The following is a 26,736-nucleotide window of genomic DNA, read 5'->3' as shown; positions in this document are numbered from 1 at the left end:
GCACGTCAAAAATGACAGACTCTATGGCAATAGTGACAAAATCAGTAATGGTCGAAATCATCGATTATCCAGGCTCTCTGCAAAGTGCCGTGTTTGGAGTGAAAGAGTTTCTTCAACTGGCTAATAGCCTCGAACCTTCTAATGAGCAGGTTCAGTTTCATGTTGAAATTAAGCCTTATGGGGATTGCTCTAAATCGGTTGATGGCTTAATCGAGAACTCAAAAGCAGACATCATTTTGGTGCCGCCAAACTTAGATGGCAGCTACTACTTAGAACCAGATGAAGGGTTGTTGGATTATCTTGTTCAGTCTCATCAACGTGGGGCGATACTGTGTTCAGCTTGCGCGGGCGTGTTTATTTTGGCGGGAACGGGGTTGTTGCAGGGGCGAACCGTGACAACGCATTGGCAAGCGCAACAACAATTCTCGGAGCGATATGTTGAGATCGATGTTGATGTCGATAAAATCTTGAACGATGACGCTGACATTATCACCGCTGGTGGTTTGATGTCGTGGATGGATCTCGCTTTGTTTATCCTGACCAAATACACAACGCCGACCAATACTCGTAATCTAGGTAAATACCTCGTGCTTGATACGGGGTTGAGAGAACAACGCTACTATCAGAGCTTTGTGCCAAACTATGCTCACGGCAATGACAAGATTGTGTCGGTGCAGCGTTTTATTCAAAAGAACCATCACCTTTCGTTGTCTCTTGATCAATTGGCTGAAGAAGCGTTTATGACTCGAAGAACCTTTATTCGTCAATTTACTAAAGCGACCAGCTACACGCCTATCAATTATATCCAACACGTGCGTGTTCAAAGTGCATGTGAGTTATTGGAAAGCTCTCATAAACCGGTTGAGCAAATCAGCTACCTAGTTGGCTATGAGGACGTGAACAGCTTTCGAAAAGTCTTCATGAAAATCATCGGCTTAACGCCATCAAGATTTCGTTCTAGATTTCTTTCTGAGGAATGATTTTTAATAGGCACCATTCCTCAGGTTTATTGAGTTGTTAGTGAGCGTCTTGGATGTGCCTAATTCAGTTTCTTAGTCACGTACTCTTTGTTTCTGACCATCAGCCACATCAAGCCGCCTAGGATTCCCACCGATAATTGGATAAAGCCTAGGTTTTCAATTAGCGAATCTGGGCGGATTGAAACTAAAACCATACCAAGTGAACCACAAATCATGCTGAAGAACTGAATCAATGCGACGGCAGAGCCTGTGTCTTGATCTTGCTGGTTCAACATTAAGTTGGTGCCTGGTACTCGCATGATGATAACCATCAGCGTCGCTGGTGCTGCGATAAACATAAAGAACCAAGGTGACAAACCACCGATTGTCAGCGTAAAGATTCCGGCAATTGCTAATAGAGCAAAACACGCTGAAATCACTTTTTGAACCGACACTCGATAGGATAGCTTCATATAAAGCGTTGGCCCAAATGAGGCACACAATGCGTTGAATGCGAAAGCGTAACTGAATTGTTGCTCGGTCAATCCAAAGTCATTGATGTAGATATAAGAACCTGCGGCAAGAAAGCCCATTAGCGCCATTGGTGTGATAGAGAAAATAACCAGCAGCTTTATGAATGAACGATTCTTCATGACCACGGCCAGCCTTCCCCATGAGCGGAAAATGGAGCCTTGGTATTTGCTTTCAAGTGTCTCTCGGTAGCAAAGCGCCAATACTGATGCGAACGCACCAAAAACGGCTAGGGTAACGAACATCATTCGCCAAGACGCGATTTTCAGTAGAAAGGCGCCAAATACCGGTGCAACCATTGGTGCGATGATCACCAGAGACATGATGGTCGCCATGATCTTTTCGCGTTCTCGACCATCATAAAGATCTTTCACGATGGCAGTGGCGATAACCGTGATGGCACTGCCTGCAAACGCTTGGAAGACGCGAGCGCCAATCAATTGTTCGATGCTGTTGGTCATTGCGCAGATCACGCTCGCGACCATATAGCTCGCTAAGCCAATCAATAGGATAGGTTTACGGCCAAATTTTTCACTCAGCGGTCCCCAGAACAACAGGCCTACAGCATAAGTCACGAAGTAGCTGCTTAGGGTTAGGTTAACCATCGATTGATCGGTATTGAACACCTCAACCATTTGCGGAAGTGCTGGCAAATACAGGTCGATGGTCAATGGAGGAAACGCACTGATGATGACGAGGAAAAATAGCATACCGGTCTTACCCAGTACTGGTTGTGGTTTCTTCAAGGTCTCTCCCCGTTATCCAAGAAAAGATTTCTAATGGATGTGATGATGTGTTTCAGAAGGTAAGGCACGTCAGACATGAAGGATGGATTCGCTCAAGAACTTGTCGGAAAATCTCTAATGGTTTGTCTTGGTACTTATTGTATTACAAAATATTATCACTCTTATAGTAAACGAGTTCAACCTGTTAGTGACCGGGCTCGATTGTAATGATGAATGATAGATTGCAATGATGAACGATAGTTTGTAATGCTCATCGAAAGGTTGTAGCAGCTGTGAATTAGCTTGTTATCTTTTCTTTGGGCGCTTTTCTACCAAACCATTACGTTCTAAGCCGCGTCTAACACTGCTGCATAGCTTACCAAAACGGCGCAGTTCTTCGAAGTTAGGGCCTTGGCCGATTGAAATGCTGTGTTCCCAGAACATTAATTCACTGTCGACCATCTCCAACAATTTCTTAGAACAGCCAGAGCAGTTTCCTTTTGGCCCACAGATAAACGTCTCTGACTCGTAAAGTGGGAGTTCGTTTTTAACTTCTTCAATTAAGCTCAGCATTGCCGAGTTTAGGTCTGGCTTTTTGTCTGTGAGTGGTTTCAAGCTTAATGCTTGTGAGGCAATCACAGAAGAAGTTGATGTGTTGGTGTGCAGATTCAAAGCAGCTGATGACATATCAAAGGCCTCAAGGAAAGAAGAAGAGGCGCATGCTACTCGTCATAAGAAAATGGACCTTGATGTAGTGCAATAATCGTGGAGATATACCCCAAAGAGGTAGGTGAAATAAGGAGACAGAGTCACAGACGTTTTGTGACTCTGGTTTATTTCCTAAGCTTAACGCAGAAAACAGGCTTAATGCAGAAAATAGGCTTAACGCTTAGAATTCAGCGTCGAATTGGAACACCATCCACTCTTTAGTTACTGGGTGGTGTAGCGCTAGCCTTTCAGCATGTAAGTGTAGTCGGTCGGCCTTGTTCCCGTATAAACCATCACCCAAGATAGGCATATCTAGCCCTTCTTGGTGTGAACAGTGAACACGTAACTGGTGAGTGCGGCCAGTTTTAGGGTGCAGATAAACCTTGGTGGTGTCTTGGTTTCGCTCAATGACTTCCCACTTGGTTTCAGCTGGCTTACCGTGTTCGAAGCAGACAATTTGACGAGGACGATCGTATAAGTCACCACGCAGCGGTAAGCGAACATAACCTTCATCTTGCTCTAGAACGCCTTCGATCATTGCCACGTAACGCTTCTCAACTTCACGAGTAATGAACTGCTTCTGCAAGCTTTTGTTCGCACGTCGAGTCAGCGCAAATATCAGAATGCCAGAGGTCGCCATATCCAAGCGGTGGATAACAAAGGGCCCTTCAACATCCTGATGCATTTCTTGAACGCGAGTGTAGGCCGAATCTTTGATGGTTTTACCTGGTACGGATAGAAAACCTGCTGGCTTATGTACCACCACGATGTGATCGTCTTGGAATAGGATGTCGAGATCTTTGCCTTCTGCAGGGTTCTCTAGCAATGGGTTTGGATCTACCTCTAGGCCTTTCATCATGTGGCCAAGGATCGGCACACATTTACTCTGACAAGAAGCGTAGTATTTCTTGTGCTTGCGAATTTCCGACTTCGGAGAACGACCCCACCAAAATTCAGCCAATGCCAGTGGTGTATAACCATTTAGATACGCGTATTGCAGAAGCTTGGGTGCGGCGCATTCGCCAGAACCTGCTGGTGGTATCTTGTTTGGGGTATCTTCAAAGATCTGGTTAAGATCCTCAATGTTGCCTTCCGCATTTTGGAAAGCGTATTGTGAAAACAGTTTGTGCTGAAGCTGATGAGAAAGGTGTGCTCTTTGCTCTTTGAGTTCAGCTAATTGAGTGGTGAACTCACCAACTTTACCTTGAAGTTCATTTAGGGTTTGTTCCCAGTTGAGCTTAAGATATTTCTGCTGATTTTTGTCGGCAATACTGGCTTTGTTTAACTCGTTATTTAGCTGTTCGAAGGCTTGCTCATCAAGGTTTTCTTTACCTTGTTCACGTTGTTCTTTACGTGTTTTTCGGCCTTCTATAATTAACAAACGCTGAGCTTCAATCTCTTGCTCTGCTTGTGCTTTCTGTTGTGCTAATTGTTCACACAATTCAAGGTATTCAGCGTTCGCTTGCAGGGCTTTAAATTTCGCATTCACAGCCATCATGTCGGCTGTGTCTTGATGGAAAAAACTGTCGCTGCTGAGCATGTCGAAGACTGGCGGCACAAAGTGAGGTAATAAGTTTTGGTCAGCGATTTTGCCAGAGAAAGCAGAGAAGTAACCAAGCTCACCTTCTGGACTTTTCACTAGCAACACGCCGAACATCTTGCCGCGGCCTGCGTCAGAATCTAGCCCGAAGTCATGTTGCCAATCGGTTTGTGTTTCTAGGTATTGTTGAAGCTGGTGAGAAGCGATTTCACACAGTGCGTGCGGTTCATAATAGAACGGGAATGTGAAACGCTCAGGCAACGAATATGACTCGATCGGCTGTTGAAAGCGAGTGAAGCAATGCTCAGGTGTGTGGCTGTTTTCTGAGTCGTGCGTTGGTTTGGATGAGTGCATATTGTCGTCTTACTTCATGGTGATAAATGGCTGTGTGTCTATGGTGTATGCTTTGAGAGCTTAAACACAGTACAAGGCGGCGATTCTACTCTTTATCGAAATGCGCCTCAAATAAGAATCGCTCAATGACTGGGTATAAAGGCTGTTCTTGAACTTACGAGCCTCAGCAGTTGCACTTGATAGTCATAAATTGATGAGTGGCCTCTCGTTTTTAATCATAGAAGACAACTTCGTAAACGAAGGGTGGTAGCCTTGCCGCCCTCTTATTCAACCTAAGGTAACGTTATGATTCCACTCAATACTTCCATCGTAGCTGGTGTCGCTCTTTCAGAGATCGACGGACAAACGAAAATGCTATTAATGAAGCGTGTGAAAGGCGAATTTTGGTGCCATGTAGCAGGCTCGATTGAAGCGGGCGAAACAGGCTGGCAGGCTATTGTTCGTGAATTTGAAGAAGAGACCAAAATTGAAGTGGAAGCATTGTACAACGCACAGTTTCTGGAGCAGTTTTACGAAGCGCACGTCAATGTGATTCAGCTAATCCCTGTGTTTGCAGTGTTATGTCCACCCAACCAAGCGATTGAATTGAATGACGAACACACCGAGTACCGTTGGTGCAATTTAGAAGAAGCGAAAGCGTTAGCGCCGTTTCCTAACCAACATGCCGTCTACGATCATATTTGGTCATACTTTGTCGATAAGCCAGTTAATCCGCTTTACCGAGTGAAATTAAACTAGCGCTGGTTATTCAAGACCTAAGATTTACCAAGATACGGGGTTAAAAAGACGCTCACTTGTTCTCGGCATAGCCCTACATCGACTTTCACGCCGTGTGATTCGAGTATCGCCACACCACGACCATTATTGCGAGGGTCTGGGTCTAGCATGGCGACAACGACGTGTTTGATGCCTGCTTTAATCAGTGTGTTGGCACAAGCAGGTGTTCTGCCAACAAAAGAGCATGGCTCCAATGTCACGTAAGCCGTAACACCTTCCATTTCGCCGTTATAGCTATTTAGCGCCTCGACCTCTGCGTGATTTCCACCGACCTTTTGTGTGTACCCAACCGACACGACCTCACCGTTTTTGACCAAAACACAGCCCACTGGCGGGTTTGGTTGACAATCAGGTAGGGCTTGGCGCGAAGCTTCAAGCGCTTGCAACATATATTGTTGGTTCATGGTCGTTACTCAGTATGACGAGAGAGCGCAGCAGTTGGAGCAGTGCGCGTTTGATTGGAGAAGTGGAGCATATTCGATCTGATTGGACTTGTAGTCAATGGTTTTAGCTTTGAATTCGACTGCCAGTAGTTAACTGGTGCTAATGACTAACTTTGGTCGATCGTTAACTGTTTCCAATCGTTAACTTCGGCCAATGAGTTAACCAGTTTTTAGATTGGACTCGTTGATCAAACACGTCTCTGCTGCGGTTGGGGTTCGGTGTGATTTTTAAATCAAACAAGCTCTCTAAACCAAAAGCAGAAATACACTCGATTTCTCCTGTTGGGCTTTGATTTACGGCGACCGCCGTCTCTTTCTCTGGCCAGTAACTCATCGCATCTAATGCGCTTTGATAAGGTTTGTCGCCATTTCGGGTGTGCATATTGGCTTGATTGCGAACTTGCCAATTCAATTCAGGTAACCACTGTTGAAGTTGAGATTCGTATCGAATAGCCGACTCGTAAGAGGTATCACTGCGATCAAAGTAGATCACATCAATATCGTTTAATGGCGTAGGGGAATCAAAGCCATGTAGGTGGTCCCACACTCGATTTCGCACAAAACCTGCGGCGACATAGCATTGTGATAAACCGAGTTGAGAGACACACCCTAAAATCTGCATTCGCAAGGGATCTTGCTTGATCAACCTGACGATGCGGTCGGTTAATGGCTCGGACATTTATGAAGTAGTAACGTCGGTTATTTGATAATGACGCGTTACGTTCTTTGAGATGCTACCCCATTCAGAAGCTTTGACTCGTTGTTGGTGGGCTTCGAATGCTTCTCTACTGGTGAACTCTTCATAAACTTCAAATCGATTAGGCTGAAGTGAACTTTGACTGACTCGAAACACGATACAGCCGGGTTCTGAGAGGGTAAGTTCCTTATGAACAACCAGCGCTTGTGTGACTGCTTCTAGGTCGTTGTCTGGCACAAGAATATGCCCTTGTAGAATTACTTTACTCATAATCACGTCCATTTAATTTTATCCATTACTGTCTTTTTCTATTAAAAGCTCTTCCGTTACAAACATAATCCCATTTTGAGTTTGTGTCGTATAGGCCTATGTGAATAAAAAATAGCCAGCTCAATAAGAATGTTGGTTACGCCGTAACTTTAATTATGGAGAAGGAATTTGTAGAAGAGAAGAGACAGTGAGTGGTAGGGGCAGGAAAGGTAAGTTATTGGGAACTAAATCCGTGTTAGTCCGGTCTATTAAATACGTATCACTGAACTGTATTGATACTGAAATGAATTTGTCATCTGAGATAACTAATCTAAATTTCGAACAACGGCTTAAGAGATTGAATTGAGCCATAGTTGATAACTAGGTCATACTTTGATGTAAATGGTACTCAAAACTCTATATATTTTGTGATTTGTATCATTGATCTGGCCGTCAAACACCGTTAGATTCGAATAGTTGGCAATAAAAATAGCTCATGAAGAGCAGTTAAAGAAAAGGAAATATCCCTTATGAAAAAAATGAGAAGAGCACAGCTTCATCGCGTTCGCATCCAATACTGGAAAGACACAGCGAAAGAAGCTTCAAAGAAATAAGCTTGATATCGATAACTGAAAAGCGAAAGAGCTTGAAGTTAAAATGATGAATTAAAAGCTTAGCAACAGAACAGGTTACAAGATCTGTAAACGCAACAAACCGATTTCAATAGCACTCTCAAGGACCTTCATCTGGTCGGCGACTAAAGAAATCATCCCCCAAAGAGCTGGCAGGCATTAACAATAATGCAATTCAATGTCAGCTCATTAATACCTCCTAGTTTATCTTTGCCTCACTCAGCACCAAAACCAATCCGTACCTTTTCACCAATCCGTACCTTTGCCTCTATCACCAAAACCGTTGTTAGGGTTTAAAGTGCCTAACAATAAATAGCAGCCAATAAAAAAGCTCCCGATTTCTCAGAAGCTTTGATTTAGATTTTGATATCTGATGAGGTTAGCCGCTCAGGGCTCAGGGCTCAGGGCTCAGAATCAGAACAAGTGACTCTAGCGTTGGAACAGCGTCTTCAAGCTCACATCATCAGTTCGGTTCAACTTAAGGCTCAGCAAGTAACCACCAATACCGAGCAGTACGTAAATACTTAGCGACAGAATAGATACTTCTGAAAGCGCACTGAATGGATTGCTTGTCGTTAGCACTTTCATCGGTAACGAGGCAATGACAGAAAAGAAGTCATTGATGCCATAGAATCCGAATAGCGCGATAGCTAGCCACTTAATCGCAAAGCTTGAGATGAAAATTACAAGCAGCGGAGAGTTAACCAGTTGCGAAATCGCCAGAGTAACCGTTGCTAATGGCAATAGAACTAATGCAACCAGCAGCATTCGACCAAAGAAAACCACCCAATTGGTTAGCACATAAAATAGCGATTGTTGTTCTACTATCAGTGCTAATTGTTGTTCGCTTGAAATGTTCAGAATCCAAAACAGAGAATCAGCGAATAGAACCAACAGTGCGCAGATAGCGGGGATAACCACTAAACCGAAACCTAGCTTCACACCGTGAGTCATGGCATTCGATACTGGCATACTTCTCCAAAACATTGAGCTGCCTTCTTGGCGCTCTTTACGCAGCGTTTTAGGGATATAAAGCGTCGAAAGCAGCAGTGAAATCAAGCCTGCGCCAAAGTAGATCACTGAGTTTAGATCTTGTGCGAACTCTCTGTGGATGTCACTCACGTCGCCGTTGACTTCCATTTGGAAGAAAAAGTCGTGTTGCGCCTGACCGCTAAAGAACAAGCTAACGAAGAGCAAGAAACCACACAACCCGACAAACAGAGGCAATCGAGTGTTAATTTTGTGCTCGATAAGTTCTTTTTCTAGCATGTAAAAACTTGGATGCATTATGCCTTCTCCGTCTGTGTTGCAAGGAATAGGTCTGCGAGACCCACGTTGTAGATGTTACCCAATGATTCAACTTGCGTTCTATATTGGCCTTCCAGTAACCATTTAGTGGTTCCTAGCCCAGGCTGTGAGGTCAGTGGGTTGAGCTTCTGAATCTCGCTCGAGTGGTTGTTTGCGACTTCGATAATGAAATAGTCGCTCTCGATGTCTTCCATGCTCTTTTGCAACACACAGTGACCTTGTTTCAGAATCAACACGTCCGTCAATAGATGTTCAATCTCTGAAACCTCATGGCTAGCGATGATCATCGCGCGTTCGCCGTCATGGAACCACTCTAGAAGATGGCGATAAAAAGTATCGCGGTAGAGTAGATCTAGGCCTAGCGTTGGCTCATCTAAGATCAACACTTGAGTGTCGGTAGCGATGATGATCGCAAGATGAAGTTGTACTTTCATCCCTTTAGAAAGTTGCTTGATCGTTGAAGAGAGTTTGATGTTAGTGCTGCTTAACGTTTGTTCGGCTTTTTGCTTATTGAAGCTTGGGTGCACGCCTTGGGTATAGCGAAGCAGTTGTTTAACCGTCATCCACTCAGGTAACACGTTCACATCTGAAATGTACGATAAGTGCTGCATGAGCTCTGCGTGCTGGTGGATAGGGTGGTAACCATTCACCTCAATCTCACCTTGATAGTTGTGTCCACCAAGCAGTGATTTTATCAGTGTCGATTTACCCGCGCCATTGTGGCCAAGCAGCCCAAGCACTTGGCCCGGCTTTAACTCAAAGCTGATGTTCTCAACACCCACTTGGTTTGAATAGGTTTTGGTTACGTTTTTCACTGAAAGTAAAGTACTCATGACTTGTCCTTTATATGTTGTTCTAGCTGTTTCACGAGTTCTTCGACACTCATATCAATGATGCCTAGCGTCTCAGCGATGGCTGGGATCTGTGTATTAATGAAAGTTTGGTGTGCCGACTCTTTTAATTTTTGAAGTGCACCTTCCGCGACATACATGCCTTGGCCGCGTTTTTTCTCTACTAGGCCTTCATCAACCAGTAACTGATAGCTTTTCATGACAGTCAGGTGGTTGATCTTGAGATCGGCAGCGACAGCACGCACAGAGGGCAATGCTTGTTGCTCTAACCAAACACCTTGAAGAATTTGGTCACTGATCTTCGCAGCAAGCTGCCTGAAGATCGGTTGGTCGTCTTTCCATTCGGTCATAATCAAAACTGCATGGTGATATACATGTGTATAACACTAACCTTTTTATTCGAATTGGCAAGGGTTTTATAGAAATAGATAGAATGTTTTTATGCCTAAATGAAAAATGTTTAGCAGGAAGGGGGGCTTTAAGCCGACTTCCCTGTCAGCTTTCAGCAGTTGTATTAAAGGTAGCTATTTGAATAGGAAACCATTGCTTATCTATATTTCAAATAAGGTGAGAGGCTTTTATTCCTCTGAGTTACTGGGTCGGCTGTACAAGTAACCTTGATGCAGGTTGTAGCCTAGTTGGCACAAGATATATTGCTGCCTGCGAGTCTCTACGCCTTCGTAAATCATTGTAATGTTGGACAAGCGGCCAATTTCAGAGATGTTGAGCAGCACGGCTTGGTGATGTTCCCCTGACTCGATGTCTTTGACAAAACAACGGTCCAGTTTGAGATACGTCGGGGAAATGATACTGATTATTTCGATGTTATTGTTTCCGGTTCCAAAGTCATCCAGCGCGATAGTAATCCCCAGCTTTTTAATGTCTCTGATGTTATCGATCACTTCACATCCATAACCGATATTTGAGTATTCGGTTATCTCTACTACAAACTCATTGGCTTCCATTGCGGTTAAGTGATGTCTAATTTTCTCGAAATTCGTTCCCACCAATGCACTTGGGCAAACATTCACGCCATAAATCTCGTGGCTGTTATTGGCTTTAGCATTCTTGACGGTTTCAATCAGTAAAATCGTATGGAAAGTCAGTAGGTTGATGCGTCTCATGGTGTTGATAAAGTCCAACACACCGACATTCCGAACTCTAGATAACAGCTCGTAATACAGGACGCTATTATCTTCTGTATTGATGATGGGCTCTTCTTCAAAAGATATGTTTTTCCAGCGAAGTATATAGACCACAAAACCTAAAATATAAGAGTGATAGAGCAGAGTGGCTAATAGCATTGCCAACGTAACCCACAACGCGACAATGTCGTTGCTGTAGAAGGTGATGGACGCACCGCTTGGGAGTGGGGCTTGATAGATAGATGTACTATTTTCCCCAAGGTTTAGAATGTAGTAACCGTTCTTTTGGATAGAGACAGAGTCAACTAACAAAGGCAGTAACGAATTTCGGTACCGAGCTTCAATTGAACCTTTGGAGATCCGCACAGTAAGGTCAATGTCATGCTCAAGGTCGGTAAATCGTGAGTAAGCAAAATCAGCGCTATCGTAAAAGCCATCAATCTGATCGAGTTCTACCATCTTCGAACGTGTTTTGGATACATAACATGAACCCAAAGGCGTCGTCATCACTACAGAATCCAAATTGAGTGAGTGCCTTAACGCATGCACTGTGCCTTCGTTGTTGCAGCCGTAACTCATGACTTCTTCAGCAATTTCTTTGGTGTTTTGACTGTATTCATCGGCGATTTTCGTCGTATAAAGGATTTGGAAAAAGTAGACAACGAATAAGATAATTGACGAAACAGTGAACACAAGTATCAAGGCTCTTATCAACTCTTTTTGGTAAGCGTTGAACATCAGCTTTAACACGTCTTTGTGGCTAGGTTTGAATTGGTTGATGTTGTACTTCGGTGCAATTCGATTGGTAGAACTTTTATCAAGGTCGATGAAGTAACCGACTTTATAGAGATTCGATATCAGTTCATTTTTATTATTTACGTTGGCCTTTTTACATAGGTTACGATATTTCTTTCTTATCGACGCGATAATGTTTTTTAATGCATACAAGCTGAACTCCTCATCAAAATGTAATTTAAATGACTCTTCAACATCTCTAGCCGATTGAGGGTTTGATATTGATGAATGTTCTAATAAAAATTTTAGAACAAAACTCTCTTTACTATTAAGGGTTTCTTCTGATATTTTATTACTGTCCCTTTTGATATATATCTTTTCTTCATTATAAATTAGTTGCAAGCTCTCATTATTGTTATTTATGTTGAAAGAACAGTGCATGGCTCAACTCCTAAGCGATAGTTATTATATTTGTGTGATTGATATGTGATGGCTGGGATTGTCATTCAACCCAAGAGTCCGTTCTAAATAACATAACTAAAATGTCACCATTTCCTCTTAAGATGTTGATACTAATCGCAGAATTCGGGCTGTAATGAAAGGTTATAGAGATGTTCACCCAAAACTTGAATTTATAAATGAAAGCCGATGTTTTACAAGAGACAAGGGGGATTTATCCATTTGTTTTGGTATTTATCCATTTGTAAGCCTCTATATCAGCAGTTTTAACTATAACTTTAGTGATTGCTAATGTAGTTACGCATGGTATTTGTGGTGGTTATTGATGGGTCTGATTTATCAGATTTTTTCAGGATAAAACTTAATTACAAAGAAATAGGTAATATTAATATCATTTAATTAAGGCGTTATATTTCGTTATTTAATGCAATTCTTAATTGATGGTAATATCAGTAGTGGTTTTGTCGGGGTTTATGAATAGGGTTTATCAATTAATGTAATGATATTAAAATCTTGTTTGTTTATTTTAACTAAGAAGGGTGAAACGCAAAGCGTTAGGTCGGTTGAACTGTGATGTTGATTCCATGAATAAGCTGCTTTTGGTTAGTGTTTGTGCTCTATTTTGTTGAAGAATATTTCAATTTGATATGAGTGGAGTTCGCATAATGCCCATGTCACTGGTGAAATCTTACTATATTAACAATTTGATTCAATAAACATTCTTTTTGAATGAGTTATAACCAGAAAGAAAAAGTGGCTTTTGATTAATTTACATGCACAATCAAACATAGTTCTAAGTGAATCGGTCTCGCTTTATGTACAGGGTTAAAAAAAGCCCCTAATTAGGCTGACTAATAGGAGCTCTCGATACTTTCTCTTTCTACAGCTTTCTTTTGGTAAGAAATAGAAAACTAAGGTTTTAGCAATTGAAAGCTAAAGCTAGAAATTGAAGCTTGCGGTAACACGCACTACATCTTCTTCAAATGGTTTTGTGCCACCTGAACCATCTGGCACCATTGCTGAATCATTGATCTTACCGTAATCCAACGTTAGGCCTATCATGCGCCAGTTTACGGTTGTACCTATTGACCCATAGACGTTATCGATATTGAGGTCGTTAGATGAAGCATTGTCAAACTCCACATCTGCATTCAAATAGTTAATACCGATCTTGGGGATGATATCGAACTCGGCGATTTCAAACTTATAGCCGATGTTGGAGTATAAGCCCCATGCATCTTGTGAGTTTGGCTCATTTAAATCTACTGCTTCCGTACCTAATGAGAAACCGCCACCGACAACGATGTTGTTCGATAACTCTTTACTGTAGCCGAAGCTTGCCAGTTCTTGATTTCCGATGAAAGTCACACCAGCTTCGATAGAGTTGTCACGGCTATTTGCAAATGCAGACAATGACATACATACCGTTGAAATGACGATAGCTGGTAAAACGAAGGTGTTCTTGTTCATGATTCTCTTTCTCATTTTGTAAGGATGGAAAAAGTGTACGAAATAACGAGGCTCAAATATGAGTCGCGACACAATCAAGAATGAGCTAAACAAGAACTGACATAAAGTGAATAAAACTAACTCGAACCTGAAGACGAAAGTACGGTTTTATGTGTAGGTGGCAAGCGGTGAATGTCGATTAACATGCGCCATCAAGGACGACGATTTGTGGTTCTTTTTCTGGCTGATACAGCACCTGACAAAAATCACCTTCAGGTAAATAGGTGTAGTTGTCAGTGTCAAAAGAGATAGCGGCGACTCGCTCTGCATTGCTGTCAGGTATGACTTCCTTGTTGATGACGTGAAGTTCAGTTTCATCAATGTTAAGTAAGCGCCTTAAGGAATCGACATAAGCGATTGGGTAACCATGACAAACGTAATAGGTTTCAACCTCGGTTTTCTCAACGTAGTTACATTGCCCTTCGACACCACCGATTGCAGATTTAGCGTAGATCATATCGATGCCTGTGCGTAGGTTGCCGGCCACGTCGTGTATTTTACTCGCTCGAGCACTTCCTTGGATGTCTAAAAACTTGACCATGGCCGCGGCAGAAACCACCGCTAAGATTAATAAAGCGACGATAAGTTCTAAGAGAGTGAAGCCGTTTTGTCTGCTCATATTTACCAATTATTGAATCTGAGTACGGTACTTTTGGAGAGTAATCGAAATGCCAAAGTCATTACAATGAGTAGGTATAAGCGCATACCTCTATATGAACTGTTATTTATGTTTAAGTTGTTAATAAACAATGGGTTAAGATTGGCTTTCTCTTGATTGGTGCAATGTAAGCCTACGTAAGCGTTAACAAAGAAACCGCTACCTTGCTTACTAAATAATCGACATCCTAACTTATTGATAAATAAATCTTTAGTTGCCGATTGATCAAGCGGACAAAAATTGAATCTCGACTTCATTTGAGGGAATCGGCTTACTGAACAAAAATCCTTGAAGATACTGGTATCCACAGTCGATTAAGAAGTCTTTTTGGGTTTCGGTCTCGACGCCTTCAGCCACTACCTTTAACCCCAATTTGTCACAGATAGCATGGGTCGCCTGGACAATCGCTTTACTTCCTTTGTGCGAACCGTGGACAAAGCTTTTATCGAGTTTAACCGTGCTAATTGGTAGGTCGTGCAACATGGATAGAGAGGAATAACCAGTGCCGAAATCGTCAAGGTGAAGCTCAACACCCAGTTTGGATATATCGTTCAGTGCCTGCCTAACTTCACCGTGTTTGAAAATCATTGAGGATTCGGTGATTTCAAGGGCGATGCTTTGAGGGTGGATATTGTAGAAGTTAAGCATGGCCGACAGTTGTTCAGCAAAGGTCGCGTGCATCTGAATACTCGAGATATTAATGCTCATCATCAGTTCACTATCAAACTCTCGATGCCATATCGATAGCTGCTTAAGGGCAGAATTGAGCACCCACTTTCCTAGCGGGACGATCTGGCCGGTTTCTTCCGCCAGAGTGATGAATTCATCAGGGCCAATATTACCGAGCTCTTTGTCTGACCAACGCAGCAGTGCTTCAAACCCTTTCACCTTACCGTGGTTGATGTTCATGATCGGCTGATAATGCAGATTAAGGTCGTCGTTTTCCAAGGCTTGAGTCAATCGATGGCGGATTTCTACTTTCCTATGAAGGATCTGCGCTAAGTTCGGCGTGAAAGTCTGGAAGCGGTTTCGACCATTGGCTTTAGCAATGTGCATTGCCATACCTGCTTGCTTAAGTAATGACTCTTGGTCCACTGCGTTATCAGGGAAATGCGCCGTACCAATGCTACATCCAACAGAAAGTGTGCCAATGCCACGGATATGGAAGCTTCTATTCAGTGCATCAATAATACGCGAGCATAGCAGCGGGATGTTGTGGTTTCGGCAGGTGTGGGCAATCACAATGAATTCGTCGCCACCAAATCGGCCGATCATACAGGTTTCATCAACGAGCTGTTTCAGGCGTTCACCCACTTGTTTGAGCAGTTGGTCACCGACACTGTGGCCATAGGTGTCATTCACCAGTTTGAAGCCATCAAGGTCAACGAACATCAATTCAAAAGGTGAGCGATAGGCGATGCTGGTTTCCAGAAGGTTGGTGATGCCACGGCGATTGTAAAGCTCAGTTAGGCAGTCGTGTTCCGCGTTGTATCTGGCCTTTATCAGCTTCTCTTTCTGTTTGGTTGTGCAAGTCAGGTTTAACAGCAGCTCACTCTTATCAAATAGCCATTTTCCCTGCACATCAAAGTGGTGGGCTTTATCACCAATATGGCAGCTGACTTCTTCTAAAATCTCTTGGCCTTTACGTGCTGAAAACAACCATTGGGCGGCTATTTCTTCACTTGAAACGAAATCGGAAAGGGTGGTAAACGGCGAACCATAGTTTTGGGAAAATGCAGAGTTAGCACTCACTACCGCTCCCGATCTATCAAACAGAAGGGATAGGTTAGAGCCATCAGAACAAGCGAGGTCGTGCTTTAGGCTACCTTCTTCTGCGATGACTTGCACCAGCATTCCAGTTCGGCCGTCTGGCAATGGGATCCCAGAAAACAAACACAGTGCCCGCTTAGCAATGTACTTGGGCGTGAAGTTCCACCATGTTTTGATGCTTTGGTTTCGCTGAAATTGCCTTTGGTACTCTTCAAGTGTGGCTTCTATCGCCTTTGACATTTCTACACTAAAGTCACGCGATGTCAGCTCAAACAGAGATTCAGATTCCCAGAGAGGCAGGGCGCTGCTGTTTGCCCAAGTTATTCTCTTGTTATCAATGTCATATATCCAAATAGGACACTGGAGATACTCGAAAGGTTGATAACTTGTCATCATATTAAACTCGGCAAACGGATATTTTGGGCGAACGATGCCAACCGAACTCACGCATTCAGTAGGCTGCTTATTAAATTGGATTCTGGTTTTTAACCGTCAGTAGAAGACGATTTTGAAATCAAAGCTGTGGTGGTTAGCAGCAGTGAAAGCGATTTATTCATCTTAAAGAGAACCCAGTGATGACGTGATTAATGCTTATATGGATTCAATTTATTAGCTGGATGAATGGTACGTGAAGAGCCGATCGCTTAACAGGCGTTGTCGTGTGCTTAACAATGGAAAACACTGGTGAACTCATAAGGTAATCGATTTCTTTTGATTGTAAGTTCATTTGAGCGGTTTTTTAGGCCGCTAATCTATTCATTTTCAGTGCTATTAACTGATATGTGTTGAGTGTGTGGGTAGTTGATTTGATTGGAATTTGTAAATGCCTTAAATGTAAGTGCGCGTAAGAAAATAAAGCAAATGTAAGCATTGAATGAACATGTAGAACCGCCAACGTGATTATCCTTGTTTACTAGAACCTTCATAAACTCAGGCGCACTGGTTGCTGAGCTACGTATTTTGTAAACGTGTATGTACAAAAGTGATTACAATGATTTGCGTACGGTAAAGTTAAGGCTCTAATAACAACATTGATGATATATGACCAGTATATATACTGCCCTCGCTTTTAATAAATACTGGTGATAGGAATGTCGAAAACCAAAGTGCTCATTGTCGAAGATGACCAAGAGATCGCTCGTTTAACGACGCTTTATCTTGAAGCGGAAGGTTACAATGTCAGCGTTGTTCATGATGGGAATTTAGCGCTTGAAGCGATTCGTAATACTGAACCTGATCTTGTTTTGTTAGATCTGATGCTACCCGGTTTGAGTGGTGCTCAAATTTGCCGCCAGGCTCGTGAGTTCTACAACGGAATCATCTTGGTGCTTACCGCTTCAGCGGATGAGATGAGCGAAGTTAGCTTATTTAAGTTTGGTGCAGACGACTACGTCACTAAGCCTATTCGTGGTCACGCGCTGTTAGCCCGCATTGAGGCTTTGCTGCGCAGAGCGTCACCTGTGGTTGGTATAACGGATACTGGTACTGAAAAACAGTGTGATATTGTCATTAATAATACGGCGCAAAGTGCCACGTTATATGGACAAAACCTCAAGCTGACCTCTGCTGAATTTGAAATCCTAAACCTTCTGGTCAATAACATCTGTCAGGTTGTGACTCGAGATCAGTGCTGTCAGTTATTTAGAGGGATTGATTACGCGTTTAATGACCGCTCGATTGATATGCGAGTTTCAGGATTGCGTCGCAAGCTGCGTATGCACGCAAAAGACAAACAGTTGATCCGCACGGTTCGCAACAAGGGGTACATGCTGGTTGCGTAAGTTTATTGTTACTAAGTTACGTTCGGTTTCTATGTTCGCCCGTTTATACCTTGGTATTGTGACTGGGATGTCGGCGACGATCTTCTTGTTCTTGAACCTTGGTGAAGGGCACATGCGAAGAACCGAGATAGAAACGTTTCTTAACGATGGTTCTTACTTTGTTGAACAGTATATTCGTCAGCACAACCAAGTGAACTCGCTATACCAAGAACTCGACAAAACAGGCTACCAACAATTTTATATCTTCAATTTACGCCTGTTAGAAAATTGGTCGGGAGAGGCTCCTTGTCAAAAATGTGAGTTATACACCACCTTGAATGGGGTGCCGATTTACCTCAGCGAAAACAATCTCTATTCGGCTGTATTTCAATTACCAAATTCTAAATTTAGCTTCGCATTCAGCGAGGTAGGTGACTTTTTCTCTCCTGATATTGAATGGTATGAAGATTCTGAAAGGCATTTTCTATTAGGGCTGTTGCTGGCGGTCATCGTGGCAATTGGCGCAAGTGTTTATTTACCTGTGAGACGTTTTCAGGAAAGAATCGAGTTACTGGTTGAGAAGCAGAAGCAGTTTGGTCGAGGTAAGTTGAGTACCCGTTCCAGTATGGATGAGATACATCCAGTGTCTGATCTTGCGAGTAGCTTTAACGTCATGGCTGAAGAGATCGAAAGCAAAGTTAAACAAAGTCATATCTTTGCCCAAGCGATCCCACATGAAGTTCGTACGCCGTTGAGTCGGATTCAGCTCGCGACGGATCTCTTAAGGAGAGGCGCACCAAGTCATCATCAAGCGTTGTTTGATGACATTGATGGTTATATTGAAGACATCAACGAGCTGACCTCGGAGATTATCATGCTGTCGAAGTTGAACGTGATGGATAACTCTTTCTTTGAGCTGGTGAAGGTGAGAGCGGATCTTGCTGAGTATTGCTTGGATAGGATTCGTTATTCGGAATTAGACAACATCAGCTTTGAATCTAAGATAACGCGAGATTTCGATATTAAGTGCGATTGCATGATGGCTCGTTTGGTGTTCGATAATATTCTCAAGAACGCGGGTAACTACACGCAAGATAAAATTTGGATGACTCTGGACGAAAACTCCGAGAGTTGGTTAGTAGTTATTGAAGACAATGGTTCTGGGATTCCAGAAGATAGACGGGATGAAGTCTTTCTGCCGTTTTCTCGTCTAGACTCAAGCAGAACGTCGGCCACAGGAGGCTCTGGGTTGGGGCTTGCGATTGCCATTTCGGCCGCTAAGAAGCTAGCTTGGGATATCAAGATAGATGACAGCAATCACGGTGGTGCTAAATTTAGTATCGTGATTCCTAAGGTCGCATAGCTGGGTGCTTTAAGATCTACTTAAGTTCTAAGTTCTAAGTTCTAAGTTCTAAGTTCTAAGTTCGTAAAACAACAAAGCCACGGTCGAATGCCGTGGCTTTGTTGTTTTTAATCTACGCGTGTTTATCGTCAACTTGCCCGCTACGTTCTGGAATTTTCAAATAGCTATCGCTTATCGCTTTGAACGATGCAGGCCATAAATAGCGTGATCGATGATGCGACCATTCAAGTTTTCGTTACAAGTGATGATGCCTTCCAATGTGAAATGTAAGCGTTCACAAACTTTACGGCTGCTCATGTTCTCAGTGGCGGCTGATATTTCAATCTTTTCCATATCTAACTCATTGAAAGCAATATCAATCAGTTTCTGAACCACACGAGTGACGATGCCTTTGCCTTGTTGAGTCTGTGACACCCAATAGCCAATCGTTACTTTCTTGGTATTGTGGTCGATGGTGTTGAAACTGCAGTTACCGACGATCTTCCCTTGATACACGATGGCACATGTCATGCTTTTCCCTTCAGCATAATCGTGTAACGAACGCTGGATAAAAATCCTAAAGTCTTGCTCTGTTTTACAGTGCGGTGGCCATGCTAGCCACTGGCTAAGGTAATCATTTTGGCTTTGTGAATAGTCAGCGTAATGGGTAGCGAAGCTTTCTTCGACCAATGCGATGGAGAGCTCTTCGTCTATAACAGTTTCGAACATACGTGTTTAAGTCCTCGGTTGGTTTGAAAATGTACGATTAACAGCAGGATATAATGTCGCATAATAAACAATATGCAACAACTTGTAGCACGGATATTACGTGATACGTTAGTTCTATCACGAAACTCGTTAAACCTTACAATAGTTGTGTATATAATCATTAGCTATGCATTAGTATTGGCAGCCTAAATATATAAAAACTATAAAAATGCTAGGCTTAAATAATGATTCAACATTGCCAGAATGTAACCGTAGACCTTAGAAAGGCTCTATTTGGTATTGCGAAGGCGCTTGATAACGTCGGTTTTGAAAGCAAAAATCATGGACAGAGGGTGGGTTACATCGCGTATCGATGTGCTCTGAGTGTCGGGTGGGAAGAAGAGCAGGCGCAACTTGCGTTCTCATTGGGGTTAATTCACGACTGTGGCGTATCGCAAATTGATGAGCAGCTCAGCCTGACTTCAGGGTTTGTTCCTGATGCGAGCTATCACCATTGTCAAAAGGGCTACCAAATCCTAAAGGAATGCCCAGTTCTTTCTATATTCGCTAAGCCGGTGCTTTACCATCATACCCCTTGGGTTGAGTTAAAGGCGATGCCGATCAGTGAGTTAGAGAAGGAGTTGGCTGCGATTGTCATGCTCGCGGATCGAGTAGACTATCTATACGGCATCACTTCTTCAGATCGGTATGGAAACCTGACTCCGGATGGTAAAGCGAGCATTATTGAACGTTTGACTGAGCAAGCAGACGAGATGTTCGAAACCAACCTTGTGCAACATATGTGTGAGCTTGTCGATCTGGATGATTTTTGGTTCTCGATGGAGATTCCTTACATTGAGAACATGCGGGACAACTTTGCACCTGTGCCGTTCTTCTCTCAACAAATGTCGTTGGATGAGACCGTGGCTTTTGCCGAATTCATTGCCAACGTGGTTGATACCAAGAGTTCATTTACCTTTAAGCACTCTTTGAAGGTAGGTCAACTCTCTGAATATCTTGCTAAGCAGTTGGGTTACTCATACACCACTCAGCGCAAACTCTATTTAGCTGGGTTAGTTCATGACATCGGCAAACTGCAAACACCTAATGACATTCTTCATAAGCCGGATTTGCTAACCGAAGAGGAGTATTGTTGTATTAAACGACATGCAACGGATACTCGATTTGCACTGCAAGAGTTGTTTAGTTCTCCGCAGGTTTGCCAATGGGCATCCAACCATCATGAAAGGTTAGATGGCTCAGGCTACCCGATGGGCAAAACGGCGGAAGAATTAGATCAACCGAGTCGGATCGTCGCAGTAGTTGATGTGTTCCAAGCATTATCTCAGTCACGTCCTTATCGTGGTGGTATGACGTTAAAACAGACGATGGCTATTTTGAGAGACCATGTTGAAAACTATAAGCTAGACCGAGAAGTGTTTGAATGTCTTGAAAAGCATGCACAGTACTGCTTCGAATTATCGACCGATAAAAGAATGTTCGCGTTTTAGTACGAACGAGTCTTTTTGGGGGAGGGATGTCTTAATTTACTCTCGATGAGAAATGACTAAGCACCAGAAACAGAAAAGCGATAGCCTCGGCTATCGCTTTTTTAATGGGGGCTTTCAGGAGATAAACATCAGTAGGAACTAAACATCAGTAGGAGCTAAAGGTTAAGACCTAAAAATTGAAGCTAGTATCGCTTTAAGATATCGATGATCGCTTGCTCTGTTTCCGCTGCGATAATGGCATCAATGTCATCATCATTTTGGAACAGTTCAGACAGCGCCATAATAGTATGGATATGGCTATCTGAATCCATTGCCGCCAGAGTAATTGAAAGATAAACGTCACCGTTGTCTTCCGACTCTAAATCAACACCCTTCTTGAATACCGTTACCTGCAGTGATGCTTCGTTAACGCCATCTTCAGGTCGAGCATGTGGCATGGCAATCTTTGGTGCTAGAACATAGTACGCGCCGATGTCCTTGTGCTTTTGCTTGATAGCTTCAACATAGCTAGCTTCGATTTTGTTGCTCGCTAGCAGTGTTGAACATGTCACATCAATCGCCGCATCAACCGTTAGGTTCTCTTCAGAGTTGATGATAACGCCTTGGTTACCAACTAAATCAAACAGGCTCATGAAACAATCCACCCTAGAATCAGACCAACCACACCGAAGTCGAAGTCAGCAAATGTTGTTGCTTCAAGACCTAGGCCACCCAGTACTGGAAGTAGCAGCATCGGTAGGAAAGAGATACACAGACCTTGCGTAAATGAACCTAGGATTGCACCGCGTAAACCGCCTGTTGCGTTACCGTAAACACCAGCCGCGCCACCAACGAAGAAGTGAGGAACAACGCCCGCTACAATGATTGTCCAACCAAGCGCGCCTTGTACTGCCATTGCGAGTAGACCAGCACCGAAAGAACATAGGAAGCCGATAAGTACTGCGTTTGGCGCTACTGGGAATACCATAGGGCAATCAAGAGCAGGTTTTGCACCCGGTACCAGTTTGTCCGAAATACCTTTAAATGCAGGAACGATTTCAGCAATTAGCATCTTCACACCTTGCAGCACGATGTAAACACCACCCGCAAAGATGAGAGATTGCATGAAGGTGAAGACAACCCAGTTTTGACCGCTTGATACTGTTTCTACAAACTCACCGCCAGCAATAATAGACGCAAGCATGAAGAAGATAGCCATGGTTGTTGCAACTGCAACTGGCGTATCACGTAGGAACATCAGGCTTTTAGGAACTTGAATGTCTTCCGTTGTTTTCGATGTGTCACCGAACTTGCTACCAATGAAACCAGACACGATGTAAGAAAGGGTAGAGAAGTGACCGATAGCCAGTTGGTCTGTACCCATTACTTTTTCAGTGTACTTCTGGCCTAGTGCAGGCATCACAACCATCAGTGTGCCGACTAGAATTGCACCAATAGCGACTAAAACGGTTCCTTCGATGCCAGCTGAAGACAGAATAACTGCCACTAACATCGACATAAACATGGTGTGGTGACCCGTTAAGAAAATATATTTTAAAGGAGTTAAACGAGCCAATAAAATATTCACAACGAATGCAAAGAACATGATTAGAGCCATTTCATAACCGAATGCTTCTTGTGCTAATGCCACAATCGCTTCGTTATTTGGAATAACACCATGTACACCGAATGCTTCTGTAAATACAACTGAGAAGTTATTTAGAGCGCCAACAAGGGCACCAGCACCAAAACCTAAAATTAGGAAACCCATTACGGTTTTAATTGTGCCTTTTAGAATGGTGGAAATATCTGCTTTCTGTGCAACAAGGCCAATGAAAGCTATTAAACCTACCATGATCGCCGGCTCTTTTAATAAGCCGAGCATGAACTCGAAAAAGTTTTGCATAGTTTTGACCTTACATGAAAGTTTTTAGTTGTTCTTCGATTGATGCTTTGTCAAAAATATTTTTAAGGCTGATTATGTTTTCTTTGCCGCCTTCTTTTAGTTGGTTTGCAACGTCTGTTGCTGCTACCCAAATATCAGCATTGCTTGATGCTGCAGATGATAGATCTTCGTGATCAACTTCTGCTTCGAAACCGATTTTTTTAGCCACTTCTTTTACTGCCATTTCCATCATAAGTGAAGTACCAAGGCCGTTACCGCAAACTACAAGAATCTTTTTCATAATATTTGTCTCAATTGGATTTTAAGGGTTGAGAAACTTCGTTCTCTTATTGTGTGAGAGCATAGTAATGGAAATATTGAGATTTCAATAAGATCTACATCACAAAGTCAAAATGAGATTGTGAAGTAGATCTCGTTAATTTGTGGTAAAGATCCAGAGTGAGACTTTGATCAAATTTAACTTTTCACTCGAATATGCAACGTATTTTATTGAGAAAGGCAGGGCTTATTTTATTTGTCTATCGGAATGTGAATATTGTGGAGTTTATAGCGGAATTAATGCACTAATCGTATCGACCATAGTCGGTAAGCATCTTCTTAAGCATATTATTAACGTCTTTGGTCTTTTTATTTCTTTTGGTTAATTGACTCAGAGAGGTTGGTTTTGGCGTCTCGGTTTTTTCACTGTCGATTTCTTCTACCTTGCCTTTCATTCTTTGCACTGCGGGTAATAACATTCTAATTTCTTCGTTATTAGCATTAGTGAGAACGACAATGTTTTCAGATTCAACTTGAGTGATAGTAAGAATACCATGTTTAACGGATTCAACTTTTTCACCAATCATAATTGATTCAGGCGCAACAGAACGATCGGTAAGTTGACCTGTACGTAATTTCGCCGCACTGATAGCGCGGATATTTCCGGTGTTTTCAAACGCGACAATAACAGTATAGGTATTATAATATTCAACTACTGTCACATAGCCGTGTCTATTTGTTTTGAATTTAGATCCGTTCGTCATGTCGTGTGGAGCGTCCATTTTCTTCACGTGTTTCCTCTCTTAGTCTCGAAGGCCGTTATATCTAATCAGCTCTATTGGAATTTTATAGATAATTATTTTGTGAGATCAAACAAAGTATATACGTATCTAAACTCAAGATGAATATTGAAGTGTTCGGAAATGAGGTAGAGCACAGAAAAGCTTAAAGAATGACACAGAATTAACCGAGTGATTACTCGATTACTCTTAAAGATTTAACATTCCAAAATCAATCTCATACAGATTGTTTACAGCTTTTGAAGCACGTAAATGATGATAAACACCGCGTTTTGTTTAATCCTTGACCGCGCGAACGTTTGCGTCAAGAAATGTGATGAAAGTCTCACTTAACTGTTTATACTTCTTTTCCGGTTTTAAGCCGGTGCTTAGCCAATACAAGCCGTCACATGGATATGTGAATGACCCCACGGACCGGACCAGCTACGTTCCACTGCTTGTATAAGGTGAATTTTTACATGAACAACTCGTTGTCACACTCGCTAACCTTGTTAGCTCCTTCATCGCGTAGCGTTTTGCTTGCGGTTCTTTGTCCTATTCCTTTGATGTCATTTATTTGGCTCATGTTCACTCTTTAAGGATTGCTAGGACACATTATGAATATTCTATTTGGTCTTGTCGGTGTTATTGCACTGATTGCTTGCGCATGTCTGCTATCTGAGAGTCGCTCTTCTATTAACTGGAAAACCGTGTCTCGTGCATTGTTACTTCAAATTGGTTTTGCAGCCTTAGTGTTGTATTTCCCATGGGGACAATTAGCACTAACGAGCATGAGCAATGGTGTTTCAAGCCTGCTTGGTTTTGCGGACGCTGGTATCGCTTTCCTTTTTGGTGACCTTGCTACTGATGGTTTCATTTTCGCGATTCGCGTTCTTCCTATTATCATCTTCTTTAGCGCTTTGATCTCGGCACTTTATTACTTAGGCATCATGCAAAAAGTGATTCAAGTTCTTGGTGGAGCGGTGCAAAAACTGCTGGGCACCAGCAAAGCTGAATCCTTGGTCGCTACGGGCAACATCTTCCTTTCTCAGGGTGAGTCTCCTCTTCTTATTCGTCCGTTTTTAAAATCTATGACTCGTTCTGAACTGTTTGCTGTCATGGCTGGTGGTATGGCGTCTGTTGCGGGTAGTGTGCTTGGTGGCTATGCAGGATTAGGTGTTGAGCTTAAATACCTTATCGCAGCAAGCTTCATGGCGGCTCCTGGTAGTTTATTGATGGCGAAGATCATTGTTCCTGAGCGCAACACGCCAAGTGACTATGAGCACATTGAGCTAGATAAAGCTGACCAAAGCAACGTGATCGATGCATTGGCAAGCGGCGCGATGAACGGTATGAAGGTGGCAGTAGCCGTTGGTACTATGTTGATTGCATTCGTGAGTGTGATTGCAATGGTCAACACGGGCCTTGAAAGCTTAGGTGAAACGTTCGGTTTTGCGGGTATTACGCTGCAAGCTATCTTCGGTTACCTTTTCTCACCACTAGCATGGCTGATTGGTATTCCAAGTGATGAAGTCTTGATGGCGGGTTCTTACATCGGTCAGAAAATCGTAATGAACGAGTTCGTTGCTTTCATCGACTTCGTAGAGAACAAAGAGCTACTATCTGAACACAGCCAAGTAATTGTAACTTTTGCTTTGTGTGGCTTTGCTAACATTGGCTCAATCGCGATTCAACTGGGTTCTATCGGTGTGATGGCACCAGAGCGTCGTGCTGAAGTAGCAAACTTAGGCTTGAAAGCCGTTGCTGCTGGTACGCTAGCCAACCTAATGAGTGCATGTTTAGCGGGTATCTTCATCCTACTTTAAGCTAGATTCAGTAAAATAGTTAGATTCAATAAAAGCGGGTATCTTGCTTACGGAGTTTACGTAAGAAGGTTTCCGCTTTTTTGTGCCTGCTGCTTTAGTTGATTCAGATTCAAACCACCACTTTCATTACTCTGTAGTGTATAAGGCTCACTCGGAAGAGTAATAGAGCAAGCCTGTTTTATCCGATATACTTGAATATCATTAGGTTGCGATTAATAACGTTCGGTTTCGATTAAGAACAATCGGTTTTCACCAGAACAAAAGTAACCAAGTCCAATAAATCAAGGGCCTTCCCATGAATATGCGCGTTCTCATCGGTCTTATCACCGCCTTTATCGGCTTGTTTGCAATGGTTTATCTTATTGCTGGTGGTACTCAGTTTCCTATCTCTCAGTGGCCGCAAGAGGCTTATCTTGGTTTGGTGTTCAGCGTTGTGTGGGGCACTGGCGTAGCAGCATCGGTGGCGTACTTCTTCTCAGCATTGGTGTTTGTGACTATTGCTGTGGTTTGTTATGCGATTGGATATAAGATCGGTGGGCTCTTCTCAAGCAAGTCAGAAGCGTAAATCAGAAGTTTAAACGTACGCTCTATGCATTTTCTTTAGGGTTAACGTTCGC

25 protein-coding genes are annotated in these 26,736 nt (G+C 42.8%); 7 read left to right on the top strand and 18 right to left on the bottom strand.

The window, feature by feature from the left end; translation table 11 throughout:
* The first annotated feature begins 23 nt into the window (after window positions 1-23).
* A complete protein-coding gene (locus QUF19_RS18135; protein WP_286301789.1) occupies window positions 24-980 on the top strand; it encodes a GlxA family transcriptional regulator in 957 nt (318 codons plus the stop codon).
* A gap of 59 nt (window positions 981-1,039) precedes the next feature.
* Here QUF19_RS18135 and QUF19_RS18130 read toward each other — a convergent pair whose 3' ends face one another.
* The 3 genes from QUF19_RS18130 to QUF19_RS18120 all read right to left on the bottom strand — a co-directional run bounded on the left by QUF19_RS18130 (window position 1,040) and on the right by QUF19_RS18120 (window position 4,817).
* Window positions 1,040-2,236: a multidrug effflux MFS transporter gene (locus tag QUF19_RS18130; RefSeq protein ID WP_434784928.1), complete on the bottom strand. Its 1,197-nt coding sequence runs from the start codon at window positions 2,234-2,236 to the stop codon at window positions 1,040-1,042.
* A gap of 285 nt (window positions 2,237-2,521) precedes the next feature.
* Complete coding sequence (locus QUF19_RS18125) at window positions 2,522-2,902, bottom strand: hypothetical protein (protein WP_286301787.1); 381 nt, start codon at window positions 2,900-2,902, stop codon at window positions 2,522-2,524.
* 202 nt (window positions 2,903-3,104) lie between these two features.
* Complete coding sequence (locus tag QUF19_RS18120; protein ID WP_286301784.1) at window positions 3,105-4,817, bottom strand: RluA family pseudouridine synthase; 1,713 nt, start codon at window positions 4,815-4,817, stop codon at window positions 3,105-3,107.
* A gap of 285 nt (window positions 4,818-5,102) precedes the next feature.
* On the opposite strand from QUF19_RS18120, the gene QUF19_RS18115 reads away from it, so the two are divergent.
* Window positions 5,103-5,555: an NUDIX hydrolase gene (locus QUF19_RS18115; protein WP_286301781.1), complete on the top strand. Its 453-nt coding sequence runs from the start codon at window positions 5,103-5,105 to the stop codon at window positions 5,553-5,555.
* 17 nt (window positions 5,556-5,572) lie between these two features.
* On the opposite strand, the gene QUF19_RS18110 is transcribed toward QUF19_RS18115, so the two are convergent.
* From QUF19_RS18110 to QUF19_RS18065, 10 genes are all read right to left on the bottom strand, one after another.
* Entirely contained in the window at window positions 5,573-5,998 is a 426-nt protein-coding gene (locus tag QUF19_RS18110; protein ID WP_286301780.1) for a bifunctional diaminohydroxyphosphoribosylaminopyrimidine deaminase/5-amino-6-(5-phosphoribosylamino)uracil reductase RibD, read from the bottom strand.
* Between the two features lie 163 nt (window positions 5,999-6,161).
* Window positions 6,162-6,716: a nucleotidyltransferase family protein gene (locus QUF19_RS18105; protein ID WP_286301777.1), complete on the bottom strand. Its 555-nt coding sequence runs from the start codon at window positions 6,714-6,716 to the stop codon at window positions 6,162-6,164.
* The gene (locus QUF19_RS18100) at window positions 6,717-7,004 is read right to left on the bottom strand and encodes a putative quinol monooxygenase (RefSeq protein ID WP_286301775.1); all 288 of its coding nucleotides are present in this window, start codon (window positions 7,002-7,004) and stop codon (window positions 6,717-6,719) included.
* A gap of 1,040 nt (window positions 7,005-8,044) precedes the next feature.
* The gene (locus tag QUF19_RS18095) at window positions 8,045-8,902 is read right to left on the bottom strand and encodes a hypothetical protein (protein ID WP_102434123.1); all 858 of its coding nucleotides are present in this window, start codon (window positions 8,900-8,902) and stop codon (window positions 8,045-8,047) included.
* Window positions 8,902-9,756, bottom strand: a complete 855-nt coding sequence (locus QUF19_RS18090; RefSeq protein WP_286301770.1) for an ABC transporter ATP-binding protein — start codon at window positions 9,754-9,756, stop codon at window positions 8,902-8,904. Before QUF19_RS18090 ends, QUF19_RS18095 begins: the two co-directional genes overlap by 1 nt.
* Window positions 9,753-10,124 (bottom strand): GntR family transcriptional regulator, encoded by a 372-nt coding sequence (locus QUF19_RS18085; RefSeq protein ID WP_102434125.1) that lies wholly within the window; start codon window positions 10,122-10,124, stop codon window positions 9,753-9,755. Before QUF19_RS18085 ends, QUF19_RS18090 begins: the two co-directional genes overlap by 4 nt.
* Before the next feature lie 228 nt (window positions 10,125-10,352).
* Entirely contained in the window at window positions 10,353-12,095 is a 1,743-nt protein-coding gene (locus tag QUF19_RS18080) for an EAL domain-containing protein (protein ID WP_286301765.1), read from the bottom strand.
* Between the two features lie 957 nt (window positions 12,096-13,052).
* On the bottom strand, window positions 13,053-13,583 hold the full coding sequence (locus tag QUF19_RS18075; protein ID WP_286301762.1) for a hypothetical protein: 531 nt from the start codon (window positions 13,581-13,583) through the stop codon (window positions 13,053-13,055).
* A 178-nt stretch (window positions 13,584-13,761) separates the two neighbouring features.
* Window positions 13,762-14,241 carry a type II secretion system protein gene (locus QUF19_RS18070; RefSeq protein WP_102434129.1) on the bottom strand — a complete coding sequence of 160 codons (480 nt, stop codon included), beginning with the start codon at window positions 14,239-14,241 and terminating at the stop codon, window positions 13,762-13,764.
* Between the two features lie 264 nt (window positions 14,242-14,505).
* Window positions 14,506-16,497 carry a putative bifunctional diguanylate cyclase/phosphodiesterase gene (locus QUF19_RS18065; protein ID WP_286301759.1) on the bottom strand — a complete coding sequence of 664 codons (1,992 nt, stop codon included), beginning with the start codon at window positions 16,495-16,497 and terminating at the stop codon, window positions 14,506-14,508.
* A 644-nt stretch (window positions 16,498-17,141) separates the two neighbouring features.
* On the opposite strand from QUF19_RS18065, the gene QUF19_RS18060 reads away from it, so the two are divergent.
* Together QUF19_RS18060 and QUF19_RS18055 are read left to right on the top strand one after the other, a co-directional pair.
* Entirely contained in the window at window positions 17,142-17,831 is a 690-nt protein-coding gene (locus QUF19_RS18060) for a response regulator transcription factor (protein ID WP_102434131.1), read from the top strand.
* Window positions 17,824-19,173 carry a sensor histidine kinase gene (locus tag QUF19_RS18055; protein ID WP_102434132.1) on the top strand — a complete coding sequence of 450 codons (1,350 nt, stop codon included), beginning with the start codon at window positions 17,824-17,826 and terminating at the stop codon, window positions 19,171-19,173. Before QUF19_RS18060 ends, QUF19_RS18055 begins: the two co-directional genes overlap by 8 nt.
* Before the next feature lie 171 nt (window positions 19,174-19,344).
* Here QUF19_RS18055 and QUF19_RS18050 read toward each other — a convergent pair whose 3' ends face one another.
* Entirely contained in the window at window positions 19,345-19,881 is a 537-nt protein-coding gene (locus tag QUF19_RS18050; RefSeq protein ID WP_286301753.1) for a GNAT family N-acetyltransferase, read from the bottom strand.
* Between the two features lie 224 nt (window positions 19,882-20,105).
* Between QUF19_RS18050 and QUF19_RS18045 the strand changes: the two genes are divergently transcribed.
* Entirely contained in the window at window positions 20,106-21,371 is a 1,266-nt protein-coding gene (locus QUF19_RS18045) for an HD-GYP domain-containing protein (RefSeq protein WP_286301750.1), read from the top strand.
* A 182-nt stretch (window positions 21,372-21,553) separates the two neighbouring features.
* Here QUF19_RS18045 and QUF19_RS18040 read toward each other — a convergent pair whose 3' ends face one another.
* The 4 genes from QUF19_RS18040 to QUF19_RS18025 all read right to left on the bottom strand — a co-directional run bounded on the left by QUF19_RS18040 (window position 21,554) and on the right by QUF19_RS18025 (window position 24,296).
* Window positions 21,554-22,003 (bottom strand): PTS sugar transporter subunit IIA, encoded by a 450-nt coding sequence (locus QUF19_RS18040; RefSeq protein WP_065112715.1) that lies wholly within the window; start codon window positions 22,001-22,003, stop codon window positions 21,554-21,556.
* Entirely contained in the window at window positions 22,000-23,256 is a 1,257-nt protein-coding gene (gene ulaA, locus QUF19_RS18035; RefSeq protein ID WP_017110802.1) for a PTS ascorbate transporter subunit IIC, read from the bottom strand. The genes QUF19_RS18040 and ulaA overlap by 4 nt, the downstream gene beginning before the upstream one ends.
* A 10-nt stretch (window positions 23,257-23,266) precedes the next feature.
* Entirely contained in the window at window positions 23,267-23,536 is a 270-nt protein-coding gene (locus QUF19_RS18030; protein ID WP_009845707.1) for a PTS sugar transporter subunit IIB, read from the bottom strand.
* A 283-nt stretch (window positions 23,537-23,819) separates the two neighbouring features.
* Window positions 23,820-24,296: a hypothetical protein gene (locus tag QUF19_RS18025; RefSeq protein ID WP_286303319.1), complete on the bottom strand. Its 477-nt coding sequence runs from the start codon at window positions 24,294-24,296 to the stop codon at window positions 23,820-23,822.
* 614 nt (window positions 24,297-24,910) lie between these two features.
* Between QUF19_RS18025 and QUF19_RS18020 the strand changes: the two genes are divergently transcribed.
* Window positions 24,911-26,119, top strand: coding sequence for a NupC/NupG family nucleoside CNT transporter (locus QUF19_RS18020; protein ID WP_286301743.1), 1,209 nt, complete (start codon window positions 24,911-24,913; stop codon window positions 26,117-26,119).
* Between the two features lie 295 nt (window positions 26,120-26,414).
* Window positions 26,415-26,684, top strand: coding sequence for a hypothetical protein (locus tag QUF19_RS18015; RefSeq protein ID WP_055319859.1), 270 nt, complete (start codon window positions 26,415-26,417; stop codon window positions 26,682-26,684).
* Window positions 26,685-26,736 lie beyond the last annotated feature (52 nt).

The sequence above is a fragment of the Vibrio sp. FE10 genome, assembly GCF_030297155.1.
Classification (GTDB): domain Bacteria; phylum Pseudomonadota; class Gammaproteobacteria; order Enterobacterales; family Vibrionaceae; genus Vibrio; species Vibrio apostichopi.
Note: the sequence above shows the minus strand (reverse complement) of the source record. Positions and strands in the feature narration are given on the sequence as shown.